Origin of the sequence: Paenibacillus sp. 11B (assembly GCF_030487755.1) — a bacterium.
GTDB lineage: Bacteria > Bacillota > Bacilli > Paenibacillales > Paenibacillaceae > Paenibacillus > Paenibacillus vandeheii.
In genome coordinates this window covers 105702-121270 of the sequence record NZ_JAUKNS010000009.1, presented here as the reverse complement: position 1 = coordinate 121270, position 15569 = coordinate 105702, and the positions used below count along the sequence as shown (strand labels likewise).

General features: G+C 46.9%; 15 protein-coding genes. 11 read left to right on the top strand and 4 right to left on the bottom strand.

The genetic code is table 11. The annotated features are described in order from the left end of the window. The first annotated feature begins 407 nt into the window (after positions 1-407). Together Q0V21_RS29510 and Q0V21_RS29505 are read left to right on the top strand one after the other, a co-directional pair. Entirely contained in the window at positions 408-1061 is a 654-nt protein-coding gene (locus Q0V21_RS29510) for a MerR family transcriptional regulator (protein WP_301881932.1), read from the top strand. Positions 1062-1183: 122 nt separating this feature from the next. Beyond that, entirely contained in the window at positions 1184-2026 is an 843-nt protein-coding gene (locus tag Q0V21_RS29505; RefSeq protein WP_301881930.1) for a serine/threonine protein kinase, read from the top strand. Positions 2027-2154: 128 nt separating this feature from the next. On the opposite strand, the gene Q0V21_RS29500 is transcribed toward Q0V21_RS29505, so the two are convergent. Next, positions 2155-2331, bottom strand: coding sequence for a hypothetical protein (locus Q0V21_RS29500; RefSeq protein WP_301247370.1), 177 nt, complete (start codon positions 2329-2331; stop codon positions 2155-2157). 210 nt (positions 2332-2541) lie between these two features. Here Q0V21_RS29500 and map point away from each other — a divergent pair, with 210 nt between their 5' ends. Beyond that, complete coding sequence (gene map, locus Q0V21_RS29495; RefSeq protein WP_301881924.1) at positions 2542-3288, top strand: type I methionyl aminopeptidase; 747 nt, start codon at positions 2542-2544, stop codon at positions 3286-3288. A gap of 174 nt (positions 3289-3462) precedes the next feature. Further along, positions 3463-4476, top strand: a complete 1014-nt coding sequence (locus Q0V21_RS29490) for an NADP-dependent oxidoreductase (RefSeq protein WP_301881922.1) — start codon at positions 3463-3465, stop codon at positions 4474-4476. Between the two features lie 148 nt (positions 4477-4624). Here Q0V21_RS29490 and Q0V21_RS29485 read toward each other — a convergent pair whose 3' ends face one another. The 3 genes from Q0V21_RS29485 to Q0V21_RS29475 all read right to left on the bottom strand — a co-directional run bounded on the left by Q0V21_RS29485 (position 4625) and on the right by Q0V21_RS29475 (position 8575). Beyond that, positions 4625-7894, bottom strand: a complete 3270-nt coding sequence (locus Q0V21_RS29485; RefSeq protein ID WP_301881919.1) for a type 2 lanthipeptide synthetase LanM family protein — start codon at positions 7892-7894, stop codon at positions 4625-4627. Between the two features lie 192 nt (positions 7895-8086). Beyond that, on the bottom strand, positions 8087-8323 hold the full coding sequence (locus Q0V21_RS29480) for a mersacidin family lantibiotic (protein ID WP_094938128.1): 237 nt from the start codon (positions 8321-8323) through the stop codon (positions 8087-8089). 63 nt (positions 8324-8386) lie between these two features. Continuing rightward, positions 8387-8575 carry a mersacidin family lantibiotic gene (locus Q0V21_RS29475; protein WP_094938127.1) on the bottom strand — a complete coding sequence of 63 codons (189 nt, stop codon included), beginning with the start codon at positions 8573-8575 and terminating at the stop codon, positions 8387-8389. Between the two features lie 244 nt (positions 8576-8819). Here Q0V21_RS29475 and Q0V21_RS29470 point away from each other — a divergent pair, with 244 nt between their 5' ends. The 7 genes from Q0V21_RS29470 to comX all read left to right on the top strand — a co-directional run bounded on the left by Q0V21_RS29470 (position 8820) and on the right by comX (position 15565). Then, complete coding sequence (locus tag Q0V21_RS29470) at positions 8820-9080, top strand: helix-turn-helix domain-containing protein (RefSeq protein ID WP_301881915.1); 261 nt, start codon at positions 8820-8822, stop codon at positions 9078-9080. After that, positions 9073-11223, top strand: a complete 2151-nt coding sequence (locus tag Q0V21_RS29465; protein WP_301881912.1) for a peptidase domain-containing ABC transporter — start codon at positions 9073-9075, stop codon at positions 11221-11223. Before Q0V21_RS29470 ends, Q0V21_RS29465 begins: the two co-directional genes overlap by 8 nt. After that, a complete protein-coding gene (locus Q0V21_RS29460; RefSeq protein ID WP_301881910.1) occupies positions 11207-12778 on the top strand; it encodes a S8 family serine peptidase in 1572 nt (523 codons plus the stop codon). Before Q0V21_RS29465 ends, Q0V21_RS29460 begins: the two co-directional genes overlap by 17 nt. After that, on the top strand, positions 12775-12957 hold the full coding sequence (locus tag Q0V21_RS29455; protein WP_301881909.1) for a hypothetical protein: 183 nt from the start codon (positions 12775-12777) through the stop codon (positions 12955-12957). Before Q0V21_RS29460 ends, Q0V21_RS29455 begins: the two co-directional genes overlap by 4 nt. Before the next feature lie 11 nt (positions 12958-12968). Continuing rightward, positions 12969-14075, top strand: a complete 1107-nt coding sequence (locus tag Q0V21_RS29450) for a site-2 protease family protein (protein ID WP_301881906.1) — start codon at positions 12969-12971, stop codon at positions 14073-14075. Between the two features lie 141 nt (positions 14076-14216). Further along, a complete protein-coding gene (locus Q0V21_RS29445) occupies positions 14217-15134 on the top strand; it encodes a polyprenyl synthetase family protein (RefSeq protein WP_094938121.1) in 918 nt (305 codons plus the stop codon). 248 nt (positions 15135-15382) lie between these two features. Further along, positions 15383-15565, top strand: coding sequence for a competence pheromone ComX (gene comX, locus Q0V21_RS29440; RefSeq protein WP_094938120.1), 183 nt, complete (start codon positions 15383-15385; stop codon positions 15563-15565). Positions 15566-15569: the final 4 nt, after the last annotated feature.

The following is a 15569-nucleotide window of genomic DNA, read 5'->3' as shown; positions in this document are numbered from 1 at the left end:
GTTACATAAGATAACACATGGAAAAGCTGCGCAGCAATGATTTCCTCTGTCGCGGGAGCGTATTGGAGCGACGGAGTTAACAAAATTGACATGAATATTTCCATTTCATAAAAAATGACGGCGTTTGCACCAACGAATTTCGACATGACAACATTCGTGATCCTTGTCGGATGAAGGGTTATTTTTACGAATGAGCCATCTGACAAAAGTTCTTATGAATCCGCAGAAACAGAAGAAAAGCGTCAAAGGGATCCGCAAGGAGGCCGACGAATACATACGGACAAGCAAATGAAACATGCGTACTTGATCCATGAGACAGGTTGACCCGATCCGATGACAGTTCCAGAAGGGAACGCTGAAGCCACTACCTTGTATTCAAAAAGACTTCATTCCGGGAGGGAATAATAATGATTGAAGAAGCAGGAGCAACGACGGAAACGGCCAAGAGCCTGGGCATTGGTGCCAGTACTCTTCGTAAATATGCGGCAGCACTTGAGGAACAGGGATACCGATTCGAACGTTCCGCCAACAAATCGAGGTTGTTCAAATCAGACGATATTGAGTGCATTGAACGCCTGATGACAGAACTTAGGGAGCATAACCTGCCACTTGCAGACGCTGTGGTGACCGTACTGACTCCAAACGTGCCTGTGATGGCAATGGAGGAGGCTTTGGGGGCGGAGTGTGCGGCAACAGTGATGCCCGCAATATTTCCTGAGGAACCTGAACCAACAGGTACTCTGAGATCCTATGAAGGTTTGGGGCAGCTGGTGAGTGAAGTGACGTTCGGCGCTGTAGAACAGCAGGATGACCAGGTCCAGCTGCTGCAGCACCGGGTAGACGAACTGGAGTTAACGCTGCAGCATCTGGCGGACACCCATCTTGCTCTCCAGGAGCAGATGGAGAAGCAGCGCCTGTGGATGAATGAGAAGCTGGAAGAGGAGCGGGACCGTGAACTGGTCACCAATCTGCGCAGCTTCCAGGGAAGAAAACGCAAACCCAAAGGAACGTCGCTCCGAATGTTGTTCGGGCTGCTGCCGAAAAAGCATAAAGAAGCTTAAGGACAAGGTCCAACCTCGTCGTGATTTTGCGCAGATCGCTTGATATAATGAGCCCATACAACAACAAGAAGAAGACTGGCTGCTGATCTGCTCTGCACAACCGGAGAACAGGGAGAAATCAGATGGCTGGCGTGGGAGGATCTGTGGAACTGCGACGAAGCTGGCAAAGACTGCTCGGCCTATGGACTGATCGTCCCCGGCGGGAATGTACGGAGATCGCCGGGCGATATACGATAAATGGGTTGCTCGGCATGGGAAGCTATGGACTGACATATTTGTGTACAGATGAACATACTGGTAAGGATGTGGCTTTAAAAGAATCCAAACCCAGCAAGGGCAGACTCGCTGCACGCCTGCTGGACAGGGAGGCGGATGTGATGAATCGGATGGATCATCCAGCCATCCCTGAGTTGCTGGATGTGTTCACATACCGGGCCCGCAGTTACATCGTCACCGAGTATATCCTTGGGGAGACACTAGAACAGTGCATATTCGATCAAGGTCTCAAATATACGGAACGGCAATGCCTGGAGCTGGCAAGACAACTGCTGGCTCCCATTGTGCATGTTCATGAGCAGGGATTTATTCATGGGGATGTGCGTATTCCGAACGTCATTTTACGTAACGGGCAGGTGCATTTGATTGATTTTGGCCTGGCGCGGCGCATGGGGGAGCCGTTGTTGCCTGAGCTGAAACGCCGGATGCGTGAATTGCCCGAGCCAGAGGATGAACTGGCTGCACCTGACCAGGATTTGCAGGATCTCGGTCATTTTCTTTTGTTCATGCTGTATTCATCTTATGAGCCGGAGAAAGGTCGAAAACCAGCCAGTTGGCAGGAAGAACTCAGGCTCACGCCAGAAGTTCACGATATGCTGGAACGACTTCTTGGACTCCGTCCAGGATACGAAGGCGGGGCGCCGGAATTACAGGCGGATATTGAGCGTGTGCTGATGAAATTGCGATGATCAATCCAAAAATAAGGGGTGATCTGCTAACCGTGAGGACGGTTGCAGATCACCCCTTTCAATACATATGCGGATTAAGCGCCAGTCTAGGCTGGTATGAACTTCTGGTTCAAAAAATGAATACCCACTTAGCTGGAGCTATGTTTTCTGCTTTTATAATAACCGGAGCCGTGGCGGCTATCCCGGTGTTTTGCATCTGAAGATGAATATCGTCTGTAGTTGCGTTTGCCGGAGGAACTGCTATATCGCTTACGGTGCGAAGAAGATTTGGAATCCAGAAGTTTGCCTAACATTTTCCTGAGCATGAGGTTTCCCTCCTTTCGACTTCAGCCGTTTTAAGCATATACGGGGCTCCGTCGAAGCGGGTTTCGAATTTTTTAAAGGGGAATAGTATTCATTGGACAGGAGCTTGGCGTATAATAGGATGTTGAGGATTACACGGAATTTTTTATTTGGAGCATTTCGCGTTACAATAGAAGACAGGATAAGATTTTAACGGACAAGGAGAATCTGTAATGATTACGTTGAAGACTAAAGAACAAATAGAATATATGAAGAAGGCCGGAGAAATCCTTGCCGCATGCCATAGAGAAATCGCAGGAATGATCCATCCAGGGATCACAACACAGGAAATCGATCAGTTTGCAGAAGCTTTTATGAAGAAAAATGGCGCTACGCCGGAACAAAAAGGATACAACGGGTACCAATATGCGACATGTGCGTCAGTTAATGATGTGATCTGTCACGGGTTCCCGGGAAAATATGTACTGAAGGATGGCGACATCGTTACGATTGATATGGTCGTGAATCTGAACGGCTGGTTGGCCGATTCCGCGTGGTCGTACGCGGTGGGTCAAGTGACTCCGGAAGCACAGCACCTGCTGGATGTCACCAAAACCTCCCTCTACAAAGGGATTGAACTGGCCGTGGTCGGCAACCGGATCGGGGATATCTCCAATGCGATTCAGACATATGCGGAAGGTGAAGGTCTATCTGTCGTCCGTGAATTTATCGGTCACGGCATCGGTGAGAAGATGCATGAGGAACCGCAGGTGCCTCACTACGGCCCACCACACCGTGGTCCACGTCTCAAGGAAGGTATGGTAATTACGATCGAGCCCATGCTGAACATTGGTACGTACCGCAGCAAGCTGGACTCGGATGGCTGGACAGCGCGTACCCAGGATGGAAGTCTGTCTGCCCAATATGAGCATACGATTGCGATTACAGCAGATGGTCCTGTGATTCTGACTGCCCAATAATGGCTCCCGGTGTCTTCAATGGGATGATATTTGCATATTTCCAGGCGGCCCACGTTTGTGATCCGCCTGTTTCGGTTTAAACTATTTAGAGGCGATTCACATAGAGCCAGTGGTGAATGATATCAGCTGACTGAGGGTTAACCCTGGTCCACTGGCAAGAAGGAGGTCATTTTGGTGTCTGAAAATAAACAGATCGTACTTGCGTCTCGTCCCGAAGGTGCCCCATCCAGAGAGGACTTTAAATTCATTGATGCACCGCTTCCTGAACCGGATGCAGGACAAGTCCTGGTACGTACGCTATATTTGTCTGTAGACCCGTACATGCGGGGCCGCATGAAAGATACGAAATCTTATGCTCCCCCCTATGCATTGAATGAAGTGATTAAGGGCGGAACAATTGGTCAGGTGGTGGAGTCTTCGGAGCCCAATCTGCGCAAAGGGGATTTGGTATCCGGAATGTGGGGCTGGCAGCAGTATGCAGCCGTTAATACGGGAGACATTTCCCTGATTGATACAGGAGAGGCTCCACTTACAGCTTACCTGGGTGCGCTTGGCATGACCGGGTTGACCGCTTATTTTGGCATGGAAGATATCGGCAAGCCAAAGGACGGCGAAACGGTGGTGGTATCGGGAGCAGCCGGAGCGGTAGGTATGATAGCGGGGCAGATCGCCAAGATTGTAGGTGCACGAGTCATCGGAATTGCGGGTTCTGACGAAAAATGTGCTTATCTGAAAGAAAAACTGGGATTCGACGTGGTGTTGAATTATAAGCGTGAAGAAGATATGTCTGCTGCCATTGAACGGGCTTGCCCGGCTGGCGTAGACGTGTATTTCGACAACGTTGGCGGTGAAATCTCTGATGCGGTATTGCGCCATATTAATCGGAATGCGCGTATTCCAATTTGTGGACAGATTTCGTCATATAATTTGGAGAAGCCGGACATCGGTATGCGCCCGCAGACGGTGCTGTTAACCAATACAGCACTGATGAAAGGCTTTTTGGTAGGCGACTATGCCAAATCCTTTAAGGAAGGCCGGGCCAAATTAGCGAAATGGGTAAAGGAAGGCCATATTCAATACGAAGAGAACATCGTGGATGGTTTTGAGCGCACGCCGGAAGCCTTTATGGGCCTTTTCTCCGGGGATAACCTGGGCAAACAGCTTGTAAAGGTTGCTGACCCCGAGTAAATCGGGCTGTGTAGTCAATAAGTCTTCCTGTAACACAACGAAGCACCGCGACAGAGTTGTGTGCGGTGCAAACGTTTGCTATCCTATCAACTATAACAAAAAGTTACAAGTGTCGGTTAGTTGAGGCGGATTTAATTTGATAGTGATGTTAAGAGAGTGCAGGCCGTGCAAGCGATAAGACCGAAGGCACGCCTGTCGGATCGACAGTCCGTAGAAGCTGGTATCCTATCCCTGAATAGCCAAGGAAAAATCCCGGCGTGGCTATTGCACGGGGCACGCCAGTCTGCCAATGACCAGTCAATTTTTTCTCGCGGATCACATGCTGAGCAAGTAGTCGGGCTTTTTTCAAGTCTTCTTGACGTCCTAGGATCAGCCCGGATTGGAGTAGAAACTCCTGAATGCCCATATCACCGTGACATAGACAGTGGCTTGCTCCGATGCCTCCATTCAGCGATGAGTGGATGGCAGTTTCGATTTCGTCCAGCATCACAGTGCGGCCGCCAAAGGACTCACTATCTTGAAGCAGGAGTAAACGACTCAGCCCGATTCCCGTGGAACCATGGCACCAGAACTTAGACGAGTGGGCTTCTGGAGCCTCCAATTTCCGCAGATCCGTCCAGTTTTTTTTCGCCGAATCGTATAGCGAGCGGTCATACCTCAGTGCAGCTTCGGCTGCTTCCAGATAACGTGGATCGCCAATAATTCTGGCGAGTCGATTAAGCGACCAAGCTATGCCAGCCGAGCCATGTGCGAAGCCTCCCAAGGGTTGTTTACTTTTCAAGGGAGAAGGCCAGCCGAGCCCGTCTCCTACAGGTATCGCATATTCCAGCAGTCGGTCACCATAGAGGATGGCCGTGTCCAGTGCTTCTTCTACTCCTTGCTCATGGTAGAGATCTAATAGCACCGGTATGATACCTGCACCCCCACCCAGCACGTCATAGCAGTTGTCGAATGGCACACCCATACGTAGATGATTCAGGATCAGCGCTGTTTTTTCGCTCCAGTTTTTTTCACTTAAACCTAAATTGGACAATTGAAGCATGCTGTAAAGCACGGAAGCTTGTCCATAGAACGCCGATCCGAAGCTAGTGTTATAGGGCAGTGATGCAATGGATGTTCGCATAGAACGTTGAGCGAGGTCACTGTATTTATGTTGGCCTGTGAGACGTCCTAGCTGCGCTAGAAAAAGAGATGGCCCCGCAGCTCCGTCATATAGACCACCTTTCATCGCTGCTACGTTCCATTGCCCCCTATAGTTCATACCGACTCCAACCCATGTGGCGTCATGTCTTCCAACGCTAAAGATTGCTTCTCGAAGCAGGTAGTCGCCTATTTCCGAAGCCTGTTCCAGAAAATTATAATTCTGATCAATGGATTCTACTAGCTGGTCGTCGGATGCGTCCGTTTCTTCAAGATTTACCAAGATTTTATCCTTGTTGCAGTATTCCTTTTCTGTTGTACGCCAGTCAGCTGAGCCAAGAATGGAGGATATGATCCAGTCCACCTGTCGATCTTCTTCGTCGTCTAAGGAAAGTAGACGCTTTAAAGCTAGATCATAGCTAGAAGAGGCAAAGAATTCAGGAATACGTTGGCCTCGGCTATCGAACAGATCAAGTGAAGAAGGGGTCGTAGTGAAGTAGGGAATGTCGCCATATAGCAGATCCTGTCGTTCCGAAGCAATAGCACGTGGATCGAGTACTGTAAACCAGAGACGGTCCATTAGGAGTTCGCGTTTAAAAGCATCGCGTGTATAATTCGGATGTCCCGATTCCATCAAAAAGTTCGCATAGAACTGTGTAGCTCTCAAAATAATTCTCACGGTGTCGTTTGCGAAAGGTGCGAGTGGACCATTATTCTTGTCAAGTAGCAGCGTCCGATTACGACGAAAAATTGAACATGCTTGTCGGAAACCTTCCACAATATGATCCACATACTTGGCTGCATGTGTTGGAATATTATTCAGCATAGGGATGTTTTCTGATCCCTTGGTAGACTTGGCCTTGCGTACGAAACGCATCTCGTCAGTTTCGTCGTTTTCGACTTGAAGTACCGGGAATGGAAGTACTTGCTCACCACCACCTATACCGCTCATTTCGACTCCGAATCCTTCCTCGTTCTGATACAGTAGTAGTGGGAGTAGCCCCGTGCCGATGACCGAATCGACGATCTTTTTCTTGGCTTCCACATCGGCTGTATCCGGGAAATGAAGTGTAGGTGTATTGTGAAACACCGTTTCCAGGTCGATTGGGGTCGGGTGTTCGCCGGATGCAATCACGTTCTCCATGTGGAAATCAGTGCCGCGCATACTGTATAGTATTGCGAGCAAGCCACCAAGCCGAGTGTAATAGCGTTCTACCTCGTCTGAATTCGTACAGCCCGTCTGCACGATAAACTCTTCCCACCCGTAGTTTTCCTGATCTAGCACCCGCATCGGTTTGAATTCGGGATGGAATCCTTGACTGTTCATCCAACCAAGAAAATCACTGAAGTGTTTCGAGGCTCCGAGTGGTTTTGGCTTATAGACCAGTTCGGTACCATCTTCCAATTGCATGCGAATGACGGAACGACCCTTCTGGTGTGCATCGCCCATACCGGCTACAAACGATTGCAAGCGACCACAATCTTGTGGCAGCCCAAGTGTCAGGATCAATTTGGGGCGGTCTGCGGTAAAACGCTCTATCGCTTCCAATGTTGCGTTGACGATAAATATCGTTCGGATCATCAACATACGGGCGAGCATAGGATACTCATTGTACAAAAATTCGATCTGAGCTGTATCCCACAACTTTCTTTCCACGAAACTGCGAAATCGTTCTTCGGGGGTGCCCCCGTATAGCTCACCCATCTGCTTGGCTACATGCAGTTCCAGGACGAACGTTCGCGCCCCAAACTGTAATAGACACTCCGCTAGATCTTGAAGAAGCTTCTCTCTTAAACGATCCACATCTGCAATCAAGCGTACTTCTGTGCATTCGTCCACGAAGGTATCCCATTGTCGAGCTGCCCAAAGCAGGAAAGGACGGAATGCTGAAATCAGCTTGGTCGGAGCTCCACTTTGCAGAGGGATGGAGCGATTCAGAAGCAACGCCTCTTCCCATTCTTTAAGTCCGATTCGCACTTGCTCTTTTGCTACCGGATTATTTGTGCTCAGTGCTTTGGTATTCAACGAAAGCAGAAGCAGATTACCAAACTCTTCTTCACTTAAGCCCGACGCATTCAGGCGAGCCTGATATTGGTTATCATCTAGTAGTAGAGCTTCATTCCTCCAATGGTCTATTGCTGTTTTACGCGCTTCTGCTTGATTCTCAGACTGGTCCAATGTGTCCAAAAAGTCTTTCCGCTCTTCAAAAAAGAGAGCTGAAGCATTCAGAGCACTATATTTGGAATCGTGCGATTGAGTCGTTAGAGTTGACATCATAATTCCCCCCCGATTCATATGATGGGTTCATCATAACAAGAATGAATCAGAAATTGCACTTCGCAAAATAGCAATTTATGATTCATAATCAAGAATTCAGAGCAACGCCAAAAAGTGTACAACCCAGTGGTTGTACACTTCGCAAGAACTCAAAATGAATCGTTATAATCTTATGAGAATCTTCGTGATGATTTAACAGCTTTTGATTGTTAGAACGATTGTAACACCTACCGCGATCCCGCCACCTACAGCTGCGCAAGTTGCTGAAGACGCAGCAACGGTTGCAGCAACCGCACATACAGGAGTTGTCTCTGGTTGTACATCACCGCCGCCAAACACACGAGACAGTTCAGCATGACTCAGTTCAACTAATGCTTCTCCTGCCGGATTCGCACTTTCTAGGGCGTTCAGGACGTCTTCTCTTTTCATTTTAAATTCCTCCATATTTTTTATTTTGTTTTTTAGTAACAAAGTAAGGAAGGCATGATCTCATTAACAACTTGTCACCGAGAGAATAACTCCGATTCCCACACCTACGAGGAATCCGCATAATGGCGTAGTTTCCGGTTGTACATCGGCGCCGCCGTGTACTCGCATCAATTCTTCCTGACTCAGCTCTACCAGAGTCTCTCCCACTGGACTTTGGGTTTCAAGAAAACGAAGTGCATGTTCACGATTCATATCCGATCACCTCCTCTCGTGCTTGGTTTGTTGTTCATGGCTTAATCTTACTGGGCATGAGCATTTCGCGGTACTACGCAAAATGGCAGAAATTAACTTGCTTTGTACAACGCAACAGGAGCCTGACGACCCGCAGTTCATATCGCAAGAAAATGGCGTAATCTGCAGAGGTTGTTTTCGGTGCGAAACCACGCAGGAGCCTCTATGATGAAGCTCAAGCACCTCAATAAACGATAGGAGTGAAATGGCTATGCATCTAAGTGAGAAAGAAAAGGAAGTTGCGATTTTGGTTGCACAGGGTATGAAGGACATAGAAATTGCACAGCGCTTATTTATCAGTCGTAGACGTGTAGGTGAGATTATCTTCTCCATTAAAGTCAAATGGGAGATTATCTCCCGGGTACAAATCGGCATCCTTGCTTGCCATCTTGGATGGGTCTGCCCACCTGTAGATGCTCTCTATAATGAGGTACGACAACACAAGCGGGGGTTGACTTATGCCTAGATTAAGGGTCCCTTTTATTGAGCAGATGGAAGATTCAGAATGCGGAATTGCCTGTGTCGCAATGATTATGGCAAGTTACGGTTGCCGTGTTTCGTTACACGAGATCAGGGAACGCTTCGGCGTTGTTCGTGGTGGGAGTTCACTTCTGCAACTGATCACGATTTCTTCCGGCTATTCCATGAAGAGTAAAGCATATCGAGCTGACGTTGACGAGCTACGCAAACTGCCACTCCCGGCAATTGCCCATTGGGAAAATAAGCATTTTGTCGTAATCGAAAAAGTAGGCAAACACAAGGTCACGATTGTAGATCCTTCATTTGGACGCAGGACGCTCTCTTTGGTAGAAATGCGTGAAAAGTATAGTGGACATTTACTTTGTTTAGCACCAGATAATGGGTTTGAGCAGCGAAAAGGGAGAAATAATTGGGGATTTTTCATCAAGCTTGCATTTAAACAACCGAAATGGTTAATCGGAATTCTGTGTGTGTCTCTTATTCTGCAAAGTTTTGGTCTGATTGCACCTAAGCTGACTGCCTATATCACAGACAGTCTTTTGATGGATATGGATCGAGATCAGACTTCCTTGATCGGATTTGCTCTTCTTTCGCTGTTTGTCTTCTACGAAGCTTTTTGTATGTTGAGAGGTTGGTCTGTCGCCAGACTTCAGAGTGTAATGGATTTGAGTATGATGCAGACTTTCATTGGACGATTGTTCCGACTTCCTTATTCTTTTTTTGAATCCCGCACAGGCGGCGAGTTGATGTTTCGAACTAATGCGAACGTATACATACGGCAGATTCTGTCGAATCGCATGGTGACGGTCGTAATCGACTTCATTTTGCTGATATCTTATGCTGTGCTGATGCTGGTGGAATCGAGTTCACTCGCATTATTGGTCATCGGTGTGGGAATTGGAATATTCATGGTATTGGTCTTGACGACACTAGTGACCAGGAAGTTCTCCAGTCGCGAAATCACCGAGCAAAGTCGGACACAAAGTTTTCTCGCTGAATGTATCTACGGGATCACCGATATCAAGCTTGCAGGTGCAGAAGATCGGATTTTCAATTCGTGGCGCGGGTTGTTTACGGGGCAATTGGCGGTGACACAAAAGCGCAATGTTTGGGTCTCATTGCTCGAGTCCTTTTCGACGGGAATTCAGTTCATTCTGCCGTTGCTGCTGCTGTGGGCCGGAAGCCAAGCTGTGTGGAGTGGACAGATGACACTTGGCAGTCTACTGGGATTTAACGCACTTGCGATGGCTTTCATGATCCCCATCGTCTCACTGGGCTCAGCTTATACACAGTTGCTTACGGTCAGTTCTTATTTGCAGCGCATCTACGATGTAATTGAAGCGAAGCCTGAGCAAGAAGAAAATGGCGAAGTCGTAGAACGTTTGAGTGGCCGGATCGAATTGGATCATGTCTCTTACCGATACACCCCTTTTTCAGCCGAAGCAGTGCAACAACTGGATTTTCAGATCGAACCTGGTCAGAAAATTGCGATCGTTGGTCCTTCCGGTTCAGGCAAAACAACACTGGCCAAACTATTGCTTGGCTTCTATATGCCGACCGAAGGCGAGGTACGTTATGACGGGCGTTCGTTAAAAAACATGGATTTGCAGTCGCTACGAAAACGTGTGGGTTCGATTTTGCAGGACACACGACTGTTCCAACGAACTGTGGAAGAAAACATACGTATGCTGAACGACTCAATAACATTGGAACAGGTCGTACAGGCCGCCATCAAGGCGAATATCCATGAGGAAATTCTCAAGCTCCCGCTTGGTTATTCGACGATGGTGTCTGAAAGTGGTGCAAACCTATCGGGTGGACAGAGACAGCGGTTACTTCTGGCTAGAGCTATTGTAACTGAGCCTCATATTCTGCTGCTGGATGAAGCGACCAGTGCACTCGATAATTTATCCCAAGCCAGAATTGAAGAAGCTTTGTCGCAGATGAACTGTACACGGATCGTTATTGCCCATCGTTTGAGTACAGTGATTGATGCCGACAGAATCGTTGTAATGGACAGAGGATGCATCGTGGAAAGTGGCAGCCATATGCAGCTAATCAGTCAGAAAGGGTTATATTACCAACTTTATATGAATAAGGGGGAAAAAGAGCATGAACTGGCAGTCTAAAGTTAATAATTTGAAGGTTTGCGTTTTGTCCTTATCTATGGCCTTGTCAGCAGGATTAGTAGGAATATCAGGCGTAGCAGTGACGGGAGTAGCTGATGCCTCTGCGGCCATGGAGCTTAGTGTAACAGGGGATTCATACAGTAGACTTATCTTATTCAAGGAAGGTATGTTTCCAGAGCAAGCAGCTACTCTTTTAGAGGGATGGAAAGATATCCAAGCTACTATAGTGCCAGAAACAGGGCTATTACGGTTGAGTGGGTCCTCCCCCACACTCGTGAGAGAAGCGGAGTTAGCTGTTCTACAAGCATTCACAGATGTGGTGGAGTACACTGGCAGTGATCCGAAACTGGAACTTAAATTGGACGATTCAGAAGTGATTGCTGCTGCGCTCAATCCACAGGCTGTGCAACAAAATCTAGCAGATATTCAAGATATGGGAGAGAGCCCGAAATTAGATAAGTCAATATTCAAAACAATGGATTTCGAAGGATTAAATGCTAATCGTAGCGAAGAAACAGTTAGGGCAGAGGAGCTATTATATGAGAAATGGGGCTGGGACATCAAAGAAGTAACTGATGATTGGAAAAGTTATGATATTCAACGCGGAAGCCGGGATGTGGTTATCGCTGTGGTGGATAGTGGAATCGATGCTTCTCATCCTGATTTAAAGGATAGCCTTATCGGAACCGGGAAATCATTTGTGCCTGGCATAGAGTCCACTGATGATAACCTTGGACACGGGACGATGATTGCTGGAACGATCTCTGCGGATGGAAAGCTGCTTGGTGTGGGACCTGGGCTTGGATTGGTTCCTTATAAAGTATTCGATACGGGAAAGGCGGATAGTTCTTGGGTCGTTGAGGCCATAGTAGAGGCGGTAAACGATAGCGTCGATGTGATTAATCTCAGTTTAGGGACTTACAAGTCTTTATTGAAGCCTGATGACCAAGCAGCGCTACTCGCTTATGAACGAGCGTTGGCATATGCTCAATTAAAAGGGGTGACTGTGGTAGCTTCCTCTGGTACAGATGGGCTTAATATTGGTGATCCATCCAGTCTTGCCCAAGCGCTCAAATGGGATGCATTTGAGGCTGCCGTTCATGCACCTGGCGGTTTAGCTGGTGTCATCACTGTCTCTGCCTACAATCGTCAGCATGAAAAATCTTTTTATTCGAATTATGGTTTGCGTGATATGATTGCATCTCCGGGTGGGGATTATGGGAGTACCTGGTTCACCAAAGGTGAGCTGAACTTAACGAGTATGTGCTTGACGACATATCCTACCCATCTTCCGCAGTCAGAACTAAGCAAGCTGGTGGGTCTGCCAGTCGGTTATGAATTTATGATAGGGACCAGTCTGTCTGCTCCTAAGGTGGCTGCTTCAGCGGGGCTACTGATCGCTGAAGCGAAAGAGCAGGGTTACACACTGAGTCCATCTGCGGTGAAAGATATATTATTTGAGACGGCAACTGATTATGGGGAACCTGGAGCGGATGAAGTATTCGGTGTAGGGGGTGTGAATGTATACGCAGCACTAATGCGGTTGAACCCATGAACGGGCGAATTCAAGCAAGAAAAGCTCTTTATGAAAAGTATATGGAGCAGTTGATTCATGAGAGAATGAATATGCTTGAAAGACTATTTCTGGAGATGAATGCGTTTGAAATACTAGTAGGAACTCAAGAGATGGACGTTATGTTTGGAGATTCAGGGGAAGACAGCCCCATGGCGTAGGAGGAAGTGTTTTGAAAAAGAACCTGCTGGTTTTTGTTGGAGTGACGATTGTTGTCGCTCTGGCTACTTCGTTTTTGCTGGGGGATACAGAAGGTATACCAACACTAGGAGGGTGGGGGGGAGTTTTGTCGCTTCTTACCCTCTTGCTCATTATTGCAATTGCACTGGTAATAGCTATTATGTTACATGAATTCGGTCATATCCTCGGTGCACTGTTTATGGGCAACCGAGTTACCCATCTGATATTTGGACCATTTCTGTTTTCATTTTCACCGTTTCACCTCGAATGGAAATGGAAACAAGCCTACTTTTTTGGAGCAATGAAAGCTGAAGTCGCTGCTTATGAGGACGAGCGCACATTTGCCTCATCAATACGAGCTCAACGCGTAATTTCTTCGGCTGGTCCGACGTTTAGTTTGCTTCTCGGTCTGCTTGCTCTGAAGCTCTCATCCGATTTTCTCAGCCTGTGGGGGCTGATTGGTCTTTTGTCAGTCGCCCTCGGTATCGGTACGTTATTTACAGATGGAACAAACGCTCTTTTGCTCGGTAGACGCAACTATTCACTTTTCTTTGCTTGGAATGCGTTGATTACTGCTAGCGCTATGGACGTCAGGAAGCTGGATTTTCTGCTTAAGGATTCACGGCGGTATCTGTATGAAGTAGCAGAGAGAAATGATACTAAATGGAGCAAAGATCTGCACAATCTGAACGTTTTATATTTTTATACAGCGATGCAGGGTGAAAGAAATCATGAAGATATTTTAGTCACCAGGCTGATAAAGAATTTAGTCGAATTTTGGCAAGAAATAAGGACAACCCCCTTACACCAGAATACAGTAGCAATGATTCTGTCTGAAGAGGTCATTCGATTGAAAGAAGTGAGTGACCATAGGGGGGCGGACATTCTCTTACATCTTCTGCTCAACAAGCAGGTACTGGATCCATTGTCTTTACTCAAAGTGGAGGCTTTTACCCATTGTTCGGATGAAAGAGCGGATTCATACTTGAGTTATATTCGAAGTATGTATTCCCCGTTGCATCCTTACGGCGCATTACTCAGTTTTGAAGAACAGCGCCTAAAGACTTTAGAACAAGGTAGACTTCTGAATAAATCTTAAGTGGAGCTCTTCTGGCTACTATATAGCCAGAGGAGTTTTTTTGTCTTTAATTATTAGGAAGTTGATCTAAAAAAGATAAATATGATATCTTATTGGAAAATATATTCAAAATGGAAAAAAAGAGAATAAGGAGGATGTGTTATGGTGGAAGACATGAAGATCGAACAGATATTGTGCCAGGCTATAGAGAAAGAATTTACAGATGAGGTACTTTGCAAGCAAGCAGTGGAATGTGTCTTGTACAAGTTGCAAGGTGGAACTAAAATCGGAAATCTGACAAGTTTGCACTATCAAATCTATGGTGGTGAAGGCAAAGCGATTTATAGGGCGGTCGCTGCCGTCGAATTGCTTTTGCTCGCGCTAGACATGATCGATGATCTTCAAGATCGTGATAATACAGTGGCCGTTTGGAGCTCCATTCCACAAGAGTGTGTACTAAATATTGCGCTTGGTTTCGTATTCTTGTCCCAACATCTCTTGCTGGATAGCGACTTTGAGACCACGAGAAAATATAAGGCTGCCGCTCTGCTGAACACCCAGGCTATAAAAGCGGTAAACGGTCAGATGATGGATTTGACAAGCCGGATTCTCAGCGAAAGTGAGTATATACAAACAGTTGTCGACAAATCAGCATCCTTGATTGTGATGGCTTGTCAAATAGGTACGGTTCTCGCATGTGGAGAGAGCCGTGTGGAAGTAGAAGAATACGCCGAGCAGTTGGGTTTAGCCGCTCAGATCAAAAATGATATTTTGGATGTGATGAATCGGGAAGGGAAGAACGACTTTTGGAATCGAAAAAAAACCCTTCCTGTGCTTGCTTTAATCGCGCATCTGAATGGGCAATCCCACTGGGTGATTGATTATTTTGAAGGTCGATTAACGTACAAACAAGTTTGCAACAGAATAAACGAGCTACTAGAGTTATTGGAGAATTCCGGTGCATTAACATATGCTTCTGTTCATATGCGCATCGCTTATTATCGTTATCTCCGGTTGGTTGAGCAGTTGCCCATTCAAGATGGGTTCAAGAAACGTTTATCTGCTGTGATAGAATCCTGATGCCTGTGTAAAGAGGATTGCAGGTAAAGTTGCAGATCACGCAACAGAGCGCAAATTCTTTTGCGGGAATTACAATGTGGGTTGTCGTTTCATGTTCTTTGTTGTACTGATATAGTAAAAACAAGCCGGACAACCGCAGTTCATACATCAGAAGATCATCTCATACTCGTATGCAGCCGGCGTAGAATATATTAGGAATGGGATTTAATGCTCATCAAACTAAACTACGATACAGGAGGCTGACTGGAATGTTGAAGGAAGCTATTGAGATGTTGATGAAGGAAAAAAATGCGTGTAACAGTTTGAAAAGTGGACAATTGTTTTTCGCCGGACTAGGGGAGATCGAACACCGAGCATTACTGGATGTGTTCACTTTTCGATCGGAAGGTCGCTCCATCACCAGTCAGCAGATTTCAAACTGGGGCGATTAAATCA

Coding starts and splice junctions, on each gene's coding strand:
- Q0V21_RS29475 (WP_094938127.1), bottom strand. CDS start 8,575: ATGAATCGTGAACATGCACTTCGTTTTCTTGAAACCCAAAGTCCAGTG.
- Q0V21_RS29480 (WP_094938128.1), bottom strand. CDS start 8,323: ATGAAAAGAGAAGACGTCCTGAACGCCCTAGAAAGTGCGAATCCGGCA.
- Q0V21_RS29460 (WP_301881910.1), top strand. CDS start 11,207: ATGAACTGGCAGTCTAAAGTTAATAATTTGAAGGTTTGCGTTTTGTCC.
- Q0V21_RS29500 (WP_301247370.1), bottom strand. CDS start 2,331: ATGCTCAGGAAAATGTTAGGCAAACTTCTGGATTCCAAATCTTCTTCG.
- Q0V21_RS29485 (WP_301881919.1), bottom strand. CDS start 7,894: ATGATGTCAACTCTAACGACTCAATCGCACGATTCCAAATATAGTGCT.
- map (WP_301881924.1), top strand. CDS start 2,542: ATGATTACGTTGAAGACTAAAGAACAAATAGAATATATGAAGAAGGCC.
- Q0V21_RS29470 (WP_301881915.1), top strand. CDS start 8,820: ATGGCTATGCATCTAAGTGAGAAAGAAAAGGAAGTTGCGATTTTGGTT.
- Q0V21_RS29445 (WP_094938121.1), top strand. CDS start 14,217: ATGGTGGAAGACATGAAGATCGAACAGATATTGTGCCAGGCTATAGAG.
- comX (WP_094938120.1), top strand. CDS start 15,383: ATGTTGAAGGAAGCTATTGAGATGTTGATGAAGGAAAAAAATGCGTGT.
- Q0V21_RS29465 (WP_301881912.1), top strand. CDS start 9,073: ATGCCTAGATTAAGGGTCCCTTTTATTGAGCAGATGGAAGATTCAGAA.
- Q0V21_RS29510 (WP_301881932.1), top strand. CDS start 408: ATGATTGAAGAAGCAGGAGCAACGACGGAAACGGCCAAGAGCCTGGGC.
- Q0V21_RS29455 (WP_301881909.1), top strand. CDS start 12,775: ATGAACGGGCGAATTCAAGCAAGAAAAGCTCTTTATGAAAAGTATATG.
- Q0V21_RS29505 (WP_301881930.1), top strand. CDS start 1,184: ATGGCTGGCGTGGGAGGATCTGTGGAACTGCGACGAAGCTGGCAAAGA.